The sequence below is a fragment of the Paenibacillus sp. RC73 genome (assembly GCF_044908085.1).
Taxonomy (GTDB): Bacteria; Bacillota; Bacilli; order Paenibacillales; family Paenibacillaceae; genus Paenibacillus; species Paenibacillus terrae_A.
In genome coordinates this window covers 113,538-131,584 of the sequence record NZ_JBIYCV010000005.1, presented here as the reverse complement: position 1 = coordinate 131,584, position 18,047 = coordinate 113,538, and the positions used below count along the sequence as shown (strand labels likewise).

8 protein-coding genes are annotated in these 18,047 nt (G+C 46.0%); all 8 read right to left on the bottom strand.

Going from position 1 to position 18,047, the window contains the following annotated elements; genetic code table 11:
• Positions 1-309: 309 nt before the first annotated feature.
• Positions 310-1,767, bottom strand: coding sequence for a catalase KatA (gene katA, locus ABH897_RS13755; protein ID WP_044647621.1), 1,458 nt, complete (start codon positions 1,765-1,767; stop codon positions 310-312).
• Positions 1,768-1,964: 197 nt separating this feature from the next.
• Positions 1,965-2,567, bottom strand: a complete 603-nt coding sequence (gene cysC, locus ABH897_RS13750) for an adenylyl-sulfate kinase (RefSeq protein WP_404592225.1) — start codon at positions 2,565-2,567, stop codon at positions 1,965-1,967.
• Positions 2,568-2,629: 62 nt separating this feature from the next.
• On the bottom strand, positions 2,630-3,535 hold the full coding sequence (locus ABH897_RS13745; protein ID WP_404592223.1) for a TIGR02452 family protein: 906 nt from the start codon (positions 3,533-3,535) through the stop codon (positions 2,630-2,632).
• A complete protein-coding gene (locus ABH897_RS13740) occupies positions 3,532-4,023 on the bottom strand; it encodes a riboflavin biosynthesis intermediates N-glycosidase (RefSeq protein ID WP_404592221.1) in 492 nt (163 codons plus the stop codon). Before ABH897_RS13740 ends, ABH897_RS13745 begins: the two co-directional genes overlap by 4 nt.
• A gap of 29 nt (positions 4,024-4,052) precedes the next feature.
• Positions 4,053-4,958, bottom strand: a complete 906-nt coding sequence (locus ABH897_RS13735; RefSeq protein ID WP_404580369.1) for an NUDIX hydrolase — start codon at positions 4,956-4,958, stop codon at positions 4,053-4,055.
• Between the two features lie 234 nt (positions 4,959-5,192).
• On the bottom strand, positions 5,193-6,074 hold the full coding sequence (locus ABH897_RS13730) for a glycosyltransferase family 17 protein (RefSeq protein WP_404592219.1): 882 nt from the start codon (positions 6,072-6,074) through the stop codon (positions 5,193-5,195).
• On the bottom strand, positions 6,071-14,593 hold the full coding sequence (locus tag ABH897_RS13725) for an amino acid adenylation domain-containing protein (RefSeq protein ID WP_404592218.1): 8,523 nt from the start codon (positions 14,591-14,593) through the stop codon (positions 6,071-6,073). Before ABH897_RS13725 ends, ABH897_RS13730 begins: the two co-directional genes overlap by 4 nt.
• Entirely contained in the window at positions 14,594-18,025 is a 3,432-nt protein-coding gene (locus tag ABH897_RS13720) for a non-ribosomal peptide synthetase (RefSeq protein ID WP_404592216.1), read from the bottom strand.
• Between the last annotated feature and the right edge of the window lie 22 nt (positions 18,026-18,047).

Genomic DNA, 18,047 nt, shown 5'->3' with positions numbered 1-18,047 from the left:
TTTCTGATTTTTGATTCTTGTCCTTCGGCTTATAAACTGGCCACACTAAAAGCAGCGGAGAGGATGGAACGATTGCGGAAAAGCGGCAGCGGTCGCCTTTGTCTCCAGATTTACACCGCTGAGTGTAATTCAATAAATCTGGAGACAACAGCGTTTGGAGCAACGTTCCGTTCGCGGAGCGTCCACCACAAACACCCGCTTTACATCGTACTCAAAAGCAAAGGATGTCCCATCAACCATCTATATGATGGCGTTGGGACATCCTTTTAATTAATTAAGGTTATTTGTGTGTGGGAGTTGCGGACACCTCTACTCGCCTTGAGGAACGGTCAAGCCCAAACCTTCGGCTACACGGCGTCCGTACTCAGGATCAGCCTTGTAGAAATGTCCAATCTGACGCAGCTTGATTTCATCACTTTCCACCGGCTTCATCGCACCCACGATGTTTTGTACCAGACGCGCCCGTTCTTCTTCGCTGAGTAAGCGGTACAGATCGCCCGGTTGAGTATAGTGATCATGATGATCATAACCCACACTTTGTGCTTCTCCACTCACTTCAAAAGGAGCGATGTTGTGCGCTGGAGACTCTTTCGGCCCACCGAGGCTATTAGGCTCATAATAGACCGATCTGCCACCATTGTCGTCACTACGCAATGCACCATCACGTTGATAGTTGTGTACTTCCGCATGTGGTCGATTGATCGGTAATGAATTGTGATTTGCACCTACGCGGTAGCGATGTGCGTCTCCGTAGGCAAACAGGCGTCCTTGCAGCATTTTATCCGGAGATGCTTCAATACCTGGAACGAACGAACCCGGAGAGAACGTTGCTTGCTCTACTTCTGCAAAATAGTTCTCAGGATTGCGATTTAATACCATGCGTCCCAGCTCGATCAGCGGGTAATCCTTTTGCGACCATACTTTCGTCACATCAAATGGATCAAAGCGGTATGTGTCCGCATCCTCCACAGGCATAATTTGCACATGAAGCCTCCATGCAGGGAAATCACCCTTGTCAATGGCATTAAACAGATCTTCGGTATGATAATCCGGGTGTTCACCGGCAATTTTGGCAGCCAGTTCTACATCGAGATTTTGAACGCCTTGCTCTGTTTTAAAATGATATTTCACCCATACCGCCTGCCCTTCGGCGTTGACCCACTTGAACGTGTGGCTACCGAATCCATGCATATGTCTGAGTGTAGCGGGAATGCCGCGATCGGACATCAGAATACTTACTTGATGCAGCGATTCAGGAGATAAGGACCAGAAATCCCAAACGGCATTAGGGTTTTTCAGATGCGTTTGGGGGTGACGTTTTTGCGTATGAATAAAGTCCGGAAATTTGATAGCATCCCGGATGAAAAATACGGGTGTGTTGTTACCTACGAGATCGTAGTTGCCTTCCTCGGTATAAAACTTCACCGCAAAACCACGCGGGTCGCGTACCGTATCAGACGAGCCTTGCTCACCGGCAACCGTAGAAAAACGGATAAACATCGGTGTGCGCTTGCCTACCTCAGATAAAAAGCTTGCTTTTGTATAGGCAGATAAATCCTTAGTGACTTCAAAATAGCCGTGCGCTCCTGCGCCCTTGGCATGAACCACACGCTCCGGCACACGTTCCCGGTTAAAATGCGCAAGCTTTTCCAGCAGATGCACATCCTGAATCAATATAGGTCCGCGTGATCCAGCCGTTATAGAATTTTGATTATCACCGACAGGAGCGCCCCAGCTGGTAGTCAGGTTGGTTGGTTGTTTATTCATCATTAAATCACCTCTTGAATGAATTGGTTGGCTATGTGCTGTAAACAAAAAACCTCCCGCCTCTGGCGCCGAACATCTGAAAAAACTAGGGGGAAATTTCAGACGGCTTCAAGATCGAGAGGTCTATTCTATTTAAACATGAATTCCATTTTTGATAATGAAGATTTCAGGAAGATTTGAAAAAGGTTTGACGAAGATTAGAGCAACAATGATTCCCTATCGAGAAAATCCAGTATATCCTGAACCGACTGGCCAATCTCCCGGCCTTCAGTGGGTACGATGAGCTCAGGCTCCAAAGGTGCCTCATAAGGCGCATCAATACCAGTAAAATGACGTATTTCTCCGGCTCTCGCCTTCTTGTACATTCCTTTGGGATCACGTCGTTCGCATTCCTCCAGACTGCACTGGATATAGATTTCATAACAGCTTTCCTGCTGCAAAATATCCTTGACCATTTCCCGATCCTCACGATAAGGAGAGATCGTAGCGCAAATCGTCAACACCCCCGCATGTGACATCAGCTTCGCTACTTCAGCAATACGACGGATGTTTTCTTTGCGATCAGCGGGCAGGAAACCCAGATTGCGATTTAAACCATGCCGAACATTATCCCCATCCAAAATAAACGTGTGTATGCCTCGTGCAAATAATGCTTTTTCCAGTGTGGAGGATACCGTTGATTTTCCCGAGCCAGACAGCCCCGTAAACCAAAGTACCGGGCTTTTATGCCCATTCAGAAGCTGGCGCGCTTGCTTGTCAACGTCTGACGCATGCCAGGTGATGTTTGGATTTGGATTCATTCAGCACTCTCCTTTTTCATAACTTATCACTGTATATGGTTTTTGAAACACGTCCCCCAGCTTTAGGAAAGACCGTGTTTAAAGGCGTTCAAGGTACGCTGCCCTGCTGTGTGATCCAGTACCGCAAAAACAATTCGATCAAACAACAATCCATATCCTTCATCTACAAGCACTTGCTTGAACCAGACGGCAACCTCTTCCGGCTTATTGCGGAATACCCCACAGCCATAGGCTCCCAGCACAAGGCGCTCTACCCCGTTTTGCGCAGCCAAACTGAGTATGTAACGGATTCGCTCCAGCATCACTTCGCCAATCCGATTTACCAGCACTGGCTCCCGTTCTCGCACGACTCCAGCATTAACAGCAGGTGCGGTCAGAAAAGCGACTAGGTACGGCTTCTCCAGCAGCATTCCCTGATCATCCCGAAATATCGGCACATCAGGCGAATAAATCATATAATCCGAATAAAAACAGCTTCGCAGCTTCCGATTGTGCTGATACATCTCTTCCATTTGTGAAATACAAGGATACAATGCAGACGAACGAGCCAGGCTTTCCTCCTGTGCCTGACTGCCTCCGAGAAATCCGCCACCCGGATTTTTGGCTGATGCAAAATTCAGACACGCCACGTGATCCATCTTCTCCGTCACCTGAAGCCTGTAAGCCGCTTCCAATGTGCTTTCTCCCGTAACTTCCATCTTCTCATTAATCATCTGTTGCGCCAGCTGAGAAGACTCTGATACTCCTTTTAATAGAAGAATCTTTTCCTCCGCCTCCTGTTTTACAGCCACAAGCTGAGACGGTGCATATAGCTTCGAACCTGTGATGGCGTTGCTTACCTCTTGTGCAATATTCACTTGTGCCTGTTTGGTATTCGTATAATATCCATTCTCCAAAATAGATAACGTTTCCTGCGCCATATGTGATCGAGTATCCCGGTTGCTCCGGGTGTTCATGGTATGTTTCATGATGGATATTCCTCCTTTTTCTGTACATCCTCACGTAGTTTCGTCAGTATTTCCCCAAGCCAATTCGTGCCTCGCCATGATTTGCGGTTCCGTATGCGGGCATCATTTTCAGCCAATCCTACCCCCCAAATCGTGTCCGTCGGACTGGCCTCAACCAGTGTAGTTCCTTTCGTTTTGAGCAGATGCTTAAGTAAATTCGGATTTTGTGTAAATTTGGCGTAGTTACCGTCATACACAAATTGTCGGCAATTCGCCTCCCACAAGGATTGATCAAATCCGCGCACACTACGGCCGCGTGCTTTTTGCTCCCGAGGGGTAGGGGCTTGCATAATTTCACTGCCCGCCTCTTCATCTCCAAAAAGCTGTGCTTTTTTAAACATCATAAATTGCTCCGCGCAGTTGAATTCCAATTCATTTACGGTAAACACAGAGGGATACCATTGCGAAAATGGCGACTGACTGCGATAAAAAAATGTAAACTTTTCCACGTTAATTCCTCATTTCATATTACTTCATGCTACATAAAACGCGACCGTGGCTTGAAGCGGTATAACTTGGACGGACGATGTCCGGCCGCCTTTCTATATTCATTCGTCTCTTCCACAAGTTCAGCTATTTTGCGTCGGAAGGCTGCAGCCAACAGTTCCTTACCCAGAATTATTTCATATACCTGTTGAAGCTCACTCAATGTAAACAGGGATGGCATCAGGTGAAAAGCAATATCTGTATATTCTATTTTGCTGCGCAAACGCTCGATGCCGTACACAATAATTTGGGCATGGTCAAAAGCAATCCCCTGTGATTCCAGCACTTCTCGCTTGACCTCAATGGTCTTTCCCTTGAGAATTTCAGTCACTTTTACTTTGGCTGACAGGTGAATGTCCCCATGCTTCAATGTAATGTCAATGTTTTGTTCCCATCTGTAACCTTCCGGCTGATTCGTCCGTGTCTCCTGAGCCACACTGTAGTCCAGCTCAAACCATTGGGCATCCGCAGCATCATCTCCAGCTTGTACCTCCAATGAATCGTGGTCTACCAATGCCATGTAAGCGCAGCTGATGACCCGCGTGCGTGGATCACGTGCTACATCTCCCCATGTATATAGCTGCTCCATATAAATCCGGTCTACATTCGTTTCAGTCTTAAGCTCACGTCGTGCAGCCTCCTCCAGGCTTTCATCCATCCCTACAAAGCCGCCTGGCAACGCCCATTGACCCAGAAACGGATGCTCTCCCCTCTGGATCAGAAGTAGCTGGAGTGTCTTCTCCGGCAGCTTGCGGTAATTGTGCTGGAGTTGATCCATCACGGTAAAAAGCAGCATATCCACCGTTACTGATGGACGCTCATACTGATTGGCATCATATGCAGCCAAAAATTGTTCCTCCGTCAAACCGTTATGATTGTGCTTCGATGTATTTGTCACTTGCGTCACCTACCTGTTCATATTTGGGTAATAGTTGCTTTCTAAATCAAGCAGCGAAAACAGCCTATGTAGCATTCCTTTATTTTAACTCAATGATAAAAACAAAATGTTAATATCAATACAGTAATATATAATTTCAGCTTCGTCAACAGCAATCCTATGTCTCAAAAAACAAAAAGAGAAACCCTGGTCTTGTATAGACTGGGTTTCTCGACAAGCTAAGTAAAGCCTTCTTTATTCATACCAAAGATCATTCGTTTCAACTTCTTGAAGACTGCTCAAAAACGATTTTGAGTTGTCAACATAAAGTTCGGTATCGATATAGTACAGTTTTTTATCGTTTAAGCATTGATCAATATAATCTGCATTCAATATACTTTTATCCTCTACATTGGCGGCGAATGCCTGCAACTTGGGAAGCGCGGTTTTCCGATATTCAAGCCATGAATGATGGAATCCGGCTGGTTCGTCCAAGCAATAGATGTCATGATACAGGGCTTCGGCAATTCCCTTCTTCCTGAGATAGTCCGATGAGAAAGGCATACTTTTGAAGTAACGACCCGTCATCGCGAACACACGATAGCTCCAATGAGGAGCACCGTGATTAGATTGGCAAAAAAGGTTCAGAAAGAATACAGAGTAGTGCATTTTTATCGTAATAATCTCATGCTTCTTCACTTCTGAAACCAAACGATCCGCCATCCGGCTATCAATGATCTCATCGAAATCAGCCAAAATGATTATATCATCGTCCTCAACCTTATCCCGCAAAATAGAGGCACTTTGGTTTCTTTGGCAAGCTTCGTTATGAAATGCGCTGTTGTAGCTGAGCAGACGCCAATACCAACGGTCAAAGTGATCCGCACCACAGGTAGTCACATCAAAATACAATTGATGCTTCACGGGTTCACGAAACAGATCATCAGCATGAAATGGATGATGAATCACCTTCGGGCCAAGATAATTTGAATTGAAGTTGCGTGGCTTATCTAAATAACTGAAAGTCTTGTTAGCTTCGACCACATGCAGCTCGTCAATCCAGCGGTCATTTTCTCTTATTTTAATATCTGCAATCCGATTTTCATTAAAAAAAGGACAAAATTCGTATATTTTCATAACCGGAAGCTCCCCTCTACTATCGTAGTGTACGGATGAACATTGATGCTGCGACAAAGATGCCCGGAAATTAAACGTACAAGCTCGGCGATGGTCTGGTCTTCATAGTGCAGTGAACTGTAATAGCAGGTTAAACTTAATCTGTCGTGTTTTAAGCTTGCCGTCATATTTAACCAGTAGGCGGAGGGATTGTCGGCCGCATTGGTATTTCCGAAGGGAATAGCCAAAGGCTCATAAAAATCGTCGGCTAGCCCATTTATTTCCTCTGATTGGTAATGGAAAAGCATGTGTGTTTCGTCTTTTAGTGGCTCCATATTGGGATAAGTATCCTGTATCATATATCGTAAAATAAAGTAATCCAGTCCTTCAGATGGAATATGCTGCAACGTGTGTTTGACATGTTCAGGAAGTATTCCCCAATTCTTTGACGACTCCTCTTCGGGAATCTGGATTAGAATGGGATAAGCTCCGGCAAAAAAACCAATCGTACGATCAATCACAACCCCCGATAAAAAAGACTCGCGTTGATAAGACATCACATGCAGCAGCAAATCGGATTGCTTTTTCAATTGGTAGCAAGCCTGTGACAATGCTGTTAGTATCATGCTAAGCGGTGTAGTATGCTGCTTCACAGCCAATTCTTTTAAAAGACTAATATGTTCCTCTCCTTCAAGCAAATCTTGCGTTATTGTTGTCATGTGGCGGTGGAGAGGCTGGATCTCCGAATCCCTGTCGACCTGAAAAGACTCACCACCTTCTACAACCTTTCTCCAGTAGATTGATGCTTTAGAAGAAACGTCTTTCGCCGCATATTGTGTCAACGCCATGCACCAATCCCGATAACTGCTTTCCTCCTCACCATGTAACGCCAAATCACTCCCCATCCCCGGCAAGAGAAGATGCTTCAAATCCTCTAAAAAAATGTTTATGGATATGCCGTCAAAAATTAAATGATGGAACAGGAGCAATATCACCTGCCGTCTCTCTTCGCAATAGTGATCAAACAGCACGACCTTCCATAAAGGGCCCTCCTCGATGTCAAATTCATGCTGAACCTTCGCGCAGTATTCCGAAATGTAGGTATCATGTGACCCTGGGATCGCTTGCAGCTGCACGTAAGAAACAACCTGTTCCACACTCATTTTTTGCTCATACTGGTACCATTCATCATGATCCAGTTGAGCAAATGACAGCCGTAGGGCCGCATGTTTGTTCAATAGTACCTCCAGCGAAGCGTTCAGCAATTCTCTGGGAATATATTTCTTGAGCAGAGCCAGGTAAGGCACATTAAACATGTTGCGATTCGCCAGATCTCTTTGAAAAAAACGTTTTTGTACGGCAGACAGCGGAAATCCATCATCCGGGTATACTTTTGTTGTAGACTGAATAGTTGGGATATCCATATTCGGACTAAGAACAGTGGCTGTATCCGTCACTCCCCTGCTCAATGAAAGGGCCAAGCGTTCGATGGTCTGCTCGCGAAATATCCGGTTGACTGTAACCGGATAGCCATTTTTTTGCAGTAGACTCGCTATACGCAGCGCAGAAAGCGAATGTCCTCCCAACGCGTGAAAGTCTTCATCCTTGCGGATGTGATCAAGCTTCAGAACCCTGCCCCAAATCTCTTCTATTATTTGTTCCAATTCAGTTTTTGGTCCAGAATTTGATTTTTTATCGCCCCTATGGATTTCTGGCAAAGGAAGCTTTTTACGATCGATTTTCCCGTTGACCGTTAATGGGAACGACTTCAGCCAAACGTAACGAGAGGGTAGCATATAAGATGGAAGACCGTCAGCCATAAAAGTATGAAGCTGCTCCTCCCGCTCTTCCTCTTCCGCTGTATAGTAAGCGATCAGCTGCATATCCCCGTAAATCTCGCGGGCAACGACCAGACAATCTTTTACGACAGGGTAGCCGCCAAGACGGAACTCGACTTCTCCGGGTTCGATTCGATAGCCGCGCAGCTTCACCTGATCGTCAACCCGTCCAATATATTCGATATTACCGTCCGGCAACCATCTCGCCCGATCTCCTGTGCGGTAGAGAACTGGATTTACTCCTCTTTCGCGATCTTTGGCAGAAGTATATGGATTTGGAGTAAACGCTTGCTGTGTCAGCTGGTTTTGCAGCCAATATCCCCTTGCAACCCCGTCTCCTCCCACATATAATTCCCCGACTGCTCCGACAGGCTGGACACAGCCCCGTTTGTCCAGAATATAACAAGTTGAATTACTAATGGGCCTGCCAATGGGTATATCCTGCTCAAAAGGCTCTTCGATCCGGTAGCTCGTCGAAAACGTGGTGTTCTCCGTTGGACCATATACATTGAGAATCGAAAGCTCTGGATAGGCAAGCCGGATACGGTTTATATGTTTAACCGATAAAGCTTCCCCACCTACAGCCAGCCATTTGAGCCCAGCAAACATCTTTTCATTTTCTTCAATCCATTGATTGCACAATGCGGAACTTAGCCATAGTGTATTAATTTTCCACTCCTTCATTCGATGCTCCAGCATATAGATATTTAGAAGATCATCTTTTGAAACTACATACAGATGGCCTCCATTCAGCAATGTTCCCCAAATTTCAAACGTAGAAGCGTCAAAAACAGGCGAACCCGTATAGAGCAACCTGATGTCAGAGGAAAACGGGAAGTAGTTGGTGTTTTTGACCAAGCGGACGACATTGCGATGTTCTACCATCACGCCTTTGGGTTTTCCCGTCGAGCCTGATGTATACATCAGGTAAGCAAGGTCGCTTGGAGCATTCATGTTCTCCTTCTCTTCTTGTGGTACAACTCCAGACTGGTCAATATGCTCCGTATAAATCAGTTTTAAACGGATTCCCTTACAGGCTTCCGAGATACTTTCTGCCCCTTTCTGTGAGGTGATGATGGTGTCCAGTCTGGCATCCTTGATCAATTCGCGCGTTCTTTCTGCCGGAAAATCGAGATCTATGGGAACATAGGCACATCCCGCTTTCATGATCGCCAGGATGGAGACAATGAATTCGAGAGAGCGCGGCAAGTAAACCCCGATAAACTTCCCATGACTGTCGGTATCATCCGTTAGCTTATTGGCCATGTACTGGGACATTTGGTTGAGGGCGTGGTAAGACATTACCTGGTTGTGCTCAATTACAGCGGGCTGTGAAGGCCGTAGCTTCGCTTGTTCATGGAACAAGTCAACAATGGAACTCTCCCTAGGGTACTCTGTATACGTATTGTTCCAATCGTAGACGACTCGATCATATTCGTTCTTATCTATTAAACAAACGTCTCCAACCGCGCGATCCGGATATTGCAGTGCATATTGCAATGTATTTAGCAGATGCTCAGCTAGGCGACAAACCGTTGCTTGCTTCAAGCGATCTGCATCGTAAATCAACTTGAGAGCGATCTGTTCCCCGTCATTGGCAATGGTGATAGTCATCGGGTAATTGGTTTTCTCTCGTTCCTTCATAGCTGACATCTCCAACCCATGTTCAGGCTGACGGTAGTCGTTCATATAATTCTCGAAGGCCACGATGCTGTGAAAAAATGTATGTCCTTGGATGGCACTCCAGCCCTTCAGTTCGTTCAGGCTCACATAGCAGTAATCGTTCAGCTTTTGAATCGTTTGGTGAAGCTCCTTAACATATTCGGTAATGGTCTGTTCCACATTCCAATGCATAACCAGAGGAAGCGTATTGATCAACAGGCCCGTGATGTGGTCCGCTTTTGACAGATCGGATCCTCTACCGGACACGATCATGCCGAATACGGTTACATCTGCATCATGATAGACTTGCAGCACTTTCCCCCAAGCGAACTGCACCAAGGTGTTTAGTGAAATTTGCGCTTGTTGTACAAATGCCGCCATGCGCTTGGTCATGCTTGAATCGATATGAATGGTCTCAATCTGTTGCTTCTCAATCGGTTGATGCACATCAGAAAGCATGCCTCTCTTCCCCATCGGCAGGAGGGTCGGCTCCGTTAGGTCGGACAAATAATCTTTCCAGAATGACTCAGCTTCTGTTCGATCTTTATTGTTCAGCCAACGAATGTAAGTCTCAAAAGAGCGGGACAGGCTATGCTGCGGCACCATGCCTTTTAAGCTGCAAGCATAGATTTCATGAACCCGATTCAGCAGCAGCGGCAGGCTCCAACCGTCCAGCAAAATATGATGGTAACTCCAGATCATTGTCCATTCCTCTGGGGTAGTCTGAATCAGTGTTATACGGTACGCAGGCTGATGCAGATCGAAACGCCGATTACGATCCGACGTTGCCCATTGTTCGATATACTTCTGTTGCCGATCTGGAGACTCTGTTCTAAAATCCAAAAAAGTCCAATCCAATTCTACTTTTCGAAGGACACATTGTATGGGCTTGTCCAATTCATCCCAAACGTAACATGTCCGCAAGCAATCATTTTCAGCAATGACGTGGCTCCATGCTTCCTGGTAACGATTTACCTCCAGCCTGCCGTGATATTTCCAGCTAACCTGTACGAAGTATTGATCGGAAGATGGATGATCTAAATAATGGAATAGCAGACCTTCCTGCAACGGACTTAAATGCATCATTTTATTGAGACCATATTGCTTAGAATAGGTCTTTACGATCTGATCCAGCGAATGCTGCTCCAGTGACACCGATTGAAAATCACTTGGTGTAAACTCTTCGTAATTAGCTTGGCTGCAATGCTCGATGATAGAAAGCAAACGTGATATGAAAGTATTTATCAACTGAGTAATGGTCGTTTCTTCATAGTGGCGTTTGCTATATTTCATGAACAAATGCAGTTGTCCATGAACGATGGAACAGTTAAGTTCCAACAGGCTTGTTCCATGATTAAGCGGTGAGCTATGGTCCTGTGCTGCGTCACGTGTAAAACTTAACCACTGGTCTAGCCCGCTCGTATTTGTCTGATCGAATTGACCCAAATAATTGAATAGAGCCTGAGGCTCGGAAGTTGTTAGCTCGGAACGGACTTCTTCGTTCGGATGGCAGTATCTCAAAGCACCGTATGACATGCCGCGATGAGGAATAGAACGTAACTGCTCTTTAACGGATTTGATCGTAACTCCCAAGGAGTGAGTGTCCGTAACCCGGATGCATACCGGAAACATCGAGGTGAACCAACCGATGGTTCTTGTCAGATCCATATCGGATACAGAGTGTTCACGTCCATGCCCCTCCAGCCGAAACACAACCGTCTCCTGTCCGGACCAAACGGAGAGCGCCAGCGACCAGGCCGTAAGCAGCAGGTCGTTGATCTCGGTATGATATGCCTGGGAGCAATGGTACAAGAGTAGCTGCGTATCGTTGGTAGTAAGCATTGTAACCAATTCCGAAGACTCACTGCTCATTTTATAATCCGCGTAATGGTCTACCGGCAGCACAAATGCTGCATTTTGGAGCTGCACTTTTTTCCAGTAATCTATATGACTTAAAGTAACTTCATTTTTGGCATAATTCATCATTACGGACTGCCACTTTTTGTACGGATTTGAAACAGGAGACAACTCGGTACCTTGATACAATTGATCCAATTCCTGAACCAATATTCTCCAGGACACGCCATCAATAACCAAATGATGAATCGTTATAAATAAGCGGACTTGACCGTCAGGGTGACCCTGGATTACGCCTGCATAAACCATCTGGCCTGTCGCGTAATTCAGTTGTCTGTTCCATGCATCACATATGCTTGAAATTTCAGATTCGGGATCAGCGATTTGCTGAATGGTGTGACTGGCAAGTTGAATGGTGGTACCCGTTCGGTAGCGCTGCGTATATCCATGCTTGCCAGCTACAATCTCCATTGAAAGCTCTGGATGAAGTCTGATCAATTGTTGGATGGCCGTTTCCAGCTTTACGGGATCACAATCACGGAGTAGAAACAGCTGGGATTGATTGAAATAATGCGGTTCTTTGAACTGCTGCTCGAAAAACCAGTGCTGGATCGGCGTCAGACCAAATTCGCCTGTCAAATCAACCATACTATCTTCCTTCTTCTCACGTTCTGTCCAAGTAACCACAGCAGCTAATTCCTTGATAGTTGGATGCTCTGCAACTTGTCTTGGGGTCAGCATCATACCGTGATCTCTGGCCATAGAGACGACCTGAATGGCCAGGATTGAATCTCCCCCGGCCGCGTAAAAATGATCGTTTACACCGATATCGCCTCTTTTTAAAATTTGTCGCCAAATGCAAAGCAGTCGCTTTTCGAAACTGCCCTCCCCTGCTTCCGCAGCATTGTCAGCAGAGACAAATAATGTGGTCGGATCGGGAAGAGCTTGACGATCAACTTTCCCGTTTGTATTTACGGGGATTGAATCCAACTGACAAAAATAAGCAGGAACCATATAAGCAGGTAAAATAGAGCCTGCATACTGGGCCAATTCAGCCTCAGTCAGCCTTTTTAAGGCAGTATAGTAAGCCACCAGTTTATGGAAGGACTCATCCTTCCAGGCTCGAACGACACATTGACGGATGTCAGGGTGCTGGCGAAGCTGATGCTCTATTTCACCCAGTTCGATACGGTAGCCTCTGATTTTAATCTGTTCATCACTACGGCCGATAAATACCAGTTCACCATCTGGCGTCCATTTCACGACGTCTCCGGTTCGATATAACCGCTCTCGCTGTCCGATGATCATCTCTTTGTGAACGAAACGCTCCTGGGTCAGCTCCTCACGATTCAGGTATCCTCTGGCAAGCCCTACGCCACCCACCCATAATTCACCGGGAACACCGACCGGCACAGAATTACCAAATGGATTGAATACAAACAATCGTTTGTTATAGGCGGGTTTGCCAATCGTGATTTCTGCCTCTGGTTTGCATACCGAGGTGGAACATAAAATCGTCACTTCGGTCGGTCCGTAAGCGTTCACAAACAGTCGTCCTCTTCCCCAATAATTTACAATATCAGGCGTACAGGGTTCTCCCGCGGATACGATTGTATGCAGTTCAGACAGTTCTCTTGGTTTCATGGTTCGCAGCACAGACGGCGTCAGCATGGCAATGTGGATATTTTTCTCTTCGAGTACATCTGAAATATCCGCATAAGGAGGCAGTTCTTCATTCGACAGCACAACAAGTGTCCCGCCTACTGTTAACGTTCCGATCCATTCGTAGACCGAAGCGTCGAAACTGATGGAAGCGAATTGCATAACTCTGGAGTCAGGGGTAATACGAAACTTTTCAACAAGGTAAGGGATTAACGTAACCAGTCCGGCGTGCTCAATAAGCGTCCCCTTCGGATTTCCAGTGGAGCCGGATGTGTAGATGACATAGGCCAGGTCGTTCTGTTTAACCTGAATATTCAAATTCTCGTCGGGATGATCATACTGCTGCACCAGGCATTCATCTACACAAATAAGCGAATTCGCTTTCATATTCATTTGATTCATAGATGGATTTAGCTTATTTACCAGTTGGCTGTGCGTGATAATCATTTTGGCCTGAGCATCTTCTAAAATAAATCGAACCCGTTCTCCAGGATATTGGGGATCGACCGGAAGATAAGCGGCCCCTGCCTTCATAACTCCTAGCATTGCCGGGATTACATCTGCGCTTCTGTCCATAAAGATGGCAATCAGCGTGCCGGGTTGTAAAGCGCCATCCTCTCCTGTGGAAACCGACTCTAGAATCACGCGGCCGATTTGATTAGCCCGCTGATTTAACTGCGAATAGGTCAGCTTCTGCCCTTCAAACTCCAATGCGATTGCATCGGGAGTTCTGGCAGCCTGCTCCTCAATCAATTGAACCACGGTTTTATCCAAAGGATATGCTTGTTCCGTATCATTCCATTGTTGTATCTGCTCGTATTCTTTCGTTGTCAGTATGGGGTGAAGGAGTACCGCTTTCTCCGGAAGATGGAGTGCATTTGCCAGTAGTATCTGAAAGTGGCCTGCGAGATTAGCGATCTGCTTTTTACCGAAATACCTGCTATCATAGTGTATTGCGCATTCTAATCTTTCCGAACCATAACGGTAGCAGAGCGCAATCTCTGGCGGATTTATACCATATAGAGGAGCTAGTGCTTTTGTGCTCGAACTTGAATGCGATAGATCACCACAAGTTTCTACGATGCCCACATTGAAAAAATCTCCATCTATTTCTGGTGGGGAATCCACTTTCATGTACTGCGAAAGATCCTCACTCCACTCACTGCTGCTATCTCGCTTATCCCAATTTGCCTTTATTCTTTGTATCAAGGAGAAAAGATGATCTTCCTTCTGAATATGGATAAAAAGCGGATAGTCCTGACGACATTGTGTCCCCTCTTTGTCTGATAACATGGAATATAAAAGAGGTACTGTATATTGATTGGCGTAATGGGATGAAAGCACAGACCATATGGCAGCGATAAAAGAAGGCATACCCAACTGATGCTGCTGTACAAACTCCATGATCGTTTTGACCTGTCTTGTTTCCAAACGAATATGGTAAAGGACTTGATCTTTGTCTTCAGTCTGTCCGGCATCCCCTCTGCGATGGGAAAATAAAGGCAAGTAAGGTTGGATCACTTATTGAACCTCCCCTTTCTGAGATGCTATACTGGCAGCCTGATAAAAAGCAGCCCTGACGTCCTCAACCCCAATCTCGTAACTGCACCGCATTGAAAAAATAAGACCGTCTGTGTAGGAGGAAGCGATGCAGTTGAACAGCGAATAGATCGGCAGCGGATTCGGTTGCTTTATGACCGTATCATCGTAAAATTGGCTACACTTCAACCCTTCCTTTGCGCTATTGGCCAAATAGTTGAACATGAATACATCTAGCTGCTCATACTGCTTCCCAAACTGTACAAGTGTTCTGGCACGTTCCCACCTGTTTTTGTAGGCTGGTCCTGTAAGCAGATTCATAAAATTAATCGTGTGGCGTTTTAATAAATCTAGCCTGCTTCTGACAGACAGCAGCATTTCATCCGGGTTCTGCTCCATATCCATCAGCATAGGCACAAAATCAATAAACTCACCGACCGTGTTATAATACGTCGCCTCATCGTACCTTCTTCCATCATATAAAAATAACAATGGCAACTGGTCCATACTTAAATAAATTTGCAAGCCCCTTGTAAAGACAGAGAGCGCAAACTCCAAGGATGGGTTTTCAGCCGGGATGCTCACGCTAAACAGATAGGCTTCTGTGCTCGTTCTTAGCTTCGGAGTTTGTAACAGGTCCTGCTTGCTTTGCTGGAACGCTTCCAGATGAAAGTCGGATATCAATGCCTGTTCAGTGATTCCGCTGGGTCCGCTTTGGATTTGTTCTACATAATCTATATAGGGCTTCACTTTATCCGTAGGAAGGGATTGGTTTTGAAGCAGATTTCTATAGGAAGCAAGCACCTGTCGTTCTGCCACTTCAGAGGTCACCCGATCGCATATCGCATGATGGTAAAGCGTTATAACAACATGCTCACGCAGATTTCGTTTTAGCACAAACATCTGAAACAAAGTACGCTCTCCCGTGTATCGGGTATTTGTCATGTAATCGTTTATCATTTCCATAAAGGGGCCATATGGATTGCAGTCCGTTACGTCGAGGATGGTGAGTGTTGGCAAATCGGCGTCGGGAAGTACGTATTCCCTCCAATACGTCCATTCATCTCTTTGCACAGGAATGCTTCTCAGTAATCCTTGACTTTGTACAAATTGAGCATAAGCCTGATTCAAGAAATCATAATTCACATACTCGTCCAGCCTAAATAGGCCAATACTCGGCGGTGTATGAAATGAAATTTGCATTTGTTGAATTCCACTTAGCGGATATTCTTGTGCCACTTGCCCCGTTTTAACCCACTGATCTCTTTTTAAATAATCGTCTTCTAGTTGCTCGCGTAACCTCGCCGCCTGATCCGTGTCCATAGTTTTCAAGCCCAGACGCTGGACAAACTCCTCTTCATCGATGACCTGGTATTGATTATCCATTTTTACTTTTTGATGCAGTGGTACAATATAATGCGGCTGCAGTTCTTTAGCGACTTTCCCGTTCATGATCCGCATGATAGGATTAACGTTGTCCACGGAGTTGAAGTAAAGCACCCGAATATCTCTCACTTCGTGAAGAAAATCCCGCACTTGATACTTCACCAGATCGTACACACCATCTGTTTCTTGGTGCAGCCAGGAAATCAACTCTTGCTTGGTTTCTATGGTGCCCTGCTGCTTCAAGGCTCTTTCACTATCTTGAGCCGATTGAAGATAAGCAGCGAGTGCACGGATCGTCTTATAGTGGTAAATATCTGTCAAAGTGGTATGATATCCAGCCACCTCCATCCGTGACATTAACGTAAGCGCATGAATAGAATGTCCGCCAAGGTCGAAGAAGCTGTCTACAACACTGAACTGCTGAATCCCTAATACATCCTGCCAGATTTCCATCAGCCTGGCTTCCAGCCCTGACTCAGGGGATACGTATGCTGCTGCCACGGTATGTCCATTGTCTTCAAAGGACAACAGTATCTTGCGATCCAGCTTTCCATTCCGTGTCAGTGGCATCTGCTCTAATTGCATAAAAAAAGAGGGAATCATGTAATTCGGCAGCTTTGCAGAAAGCGTGTTTTTAATTTCATCTGTCGTCAGCCTTTGGCTTGCCCTAAAGTACGCTCCCAGCTGCTTCTGTCCGTTCCCAGCTTCACGCACGATAACAACGGCTGCTTGTATATCCTTTATTTTCAATAGCTGTGCCTCAATTTCCCCTGGCTCAATTCGGTAGCCCCGTATTTTCACTTGATCGTCAATCCGGCCGATATATTCAATGTTTCCGTCCGCTTGCTCTTTTACCCAATCTCCGGTTCGGTACAACCTGCCCCCCGGTACCCCTGGAAACGGAATAAACCTTTCCTCTGTCAGCTCTGGACGGTTCAAATAACCTTTCACTAATCCATCGCCGGCGATGTACAGTTCACCTGCAACTCCTTGTGGCAAAGGATGCTGGTCATGATCCATGATGTAAACCGACGTATTGCTGATGGGTTTACCGATCGGTACGGTATTTGCAGCTTCATCCAAATGATCGATCCGGTAAAACGTTGCAAATACCGTACTCTCTGTCGGTCCGTAGACATGAATTAAACGGCCAGAGCCCAGACGGGCAAATGCTTTGCGCACATGGCTGACCGACACCTTTTCACCACCGAATAGCAAGGTTTCAAGTGTGGCAAAGCATTCCGGATCAATATCCACCAATGCATTAAAAAGTGCTGTCGTGATGAAGCATTTTGTAATCTGTTGTGTGCGCAGTACACTCGATAGCTCACGTGCATTCATGATTTGGGCTTGTGGGGTCAAAACGAGGGTGGCTCCGTTGAGCAGTGCCCCGTAAATGCCAAATGTAGAACCATCGAACGAAAAACTGGCCAATTGCAAGATTCGATCTTTTGCCGCGAATCGGATGTAATTTGTCTCTTTGACAACACGTGTAATATTGTAGTGCATCGTCAGGTTTCCCTTCGGTTCGCCCGTAGAGCCTGACGTATACATAATGCAGGCTAGTGCACCTGAGCCATGAATGGAGGTGAGATTCCCTGTTTCTTCCCTGTTATTTCGCTTGTCCGACAAATCCAGTACAGGAACGTTGAGCTCCACTTGTTGCTCAATTGGTAACCGGGTTAGCAGGAGCTTTGCGCCAGAATCTTTCAGCATATAGCGTATACGTTCCTTGGGGTATTCCGGGTCAATCGGCACATAGGCTCCCCCGGCTTTTAAAATTCCGAAAATACCGACGATCATTTCCAATGAGCATTCGGCCATAATCCCGACGGGGTCGCCTTTATTTACGCCTTTGTTCCGCAGAACCCGGGCAAGCTGATTAGCCTGTTTGTTCAGATCAGCATACGTCAAGTGCTTGTCTCCCAATACAACGGCCACTTGCTCCGGTGTGCGCTCAGCCTCCCCCTCAAACAACTGATGAATCGTTGTATCCCGCGGGTAATCCGCTAACGTACTGTTTAACATGCTCTGCCTCATCTCCTTCTCC

Bases quoted from the DNA above. Each gene is read 5' to 3' on its own strand.
- katA (WP_044647621.1), bottom strand. From the start codon at position 1,767: ATGAATAAACAACCAACCAACCTGACTACCAGCTGGGGCGCTCCTGTC.
- cysC (WP_404592225.1), bottom strand. From the start codon at position 2,567: ATGAATCCAAATCCAAACATCACCTGGCATGCGTCAGACGTTGACAAG.
- ABH897_RS13745 (WP_404592223.1), bottom strand. From the start codon at position 3,535: ATGAAACATACCATGAACACCCGGAGCAACCGGGATACTCGATCACAT.
- ABH897_RS13730 (WP_404592219.1), bottom strand. From the start codon at position 6,074: ATGAAAATATACGAATTTTGTCCTTTTTTTAATGAAAATCGGATTGCA.
- ABH897_RS13720 (WP_404592216.1), bottom strand. From the start codon at position 18,025: ATGTTAAACAGTACGTTAGCGGATTACCCGCGGGATACAACGATTCAT.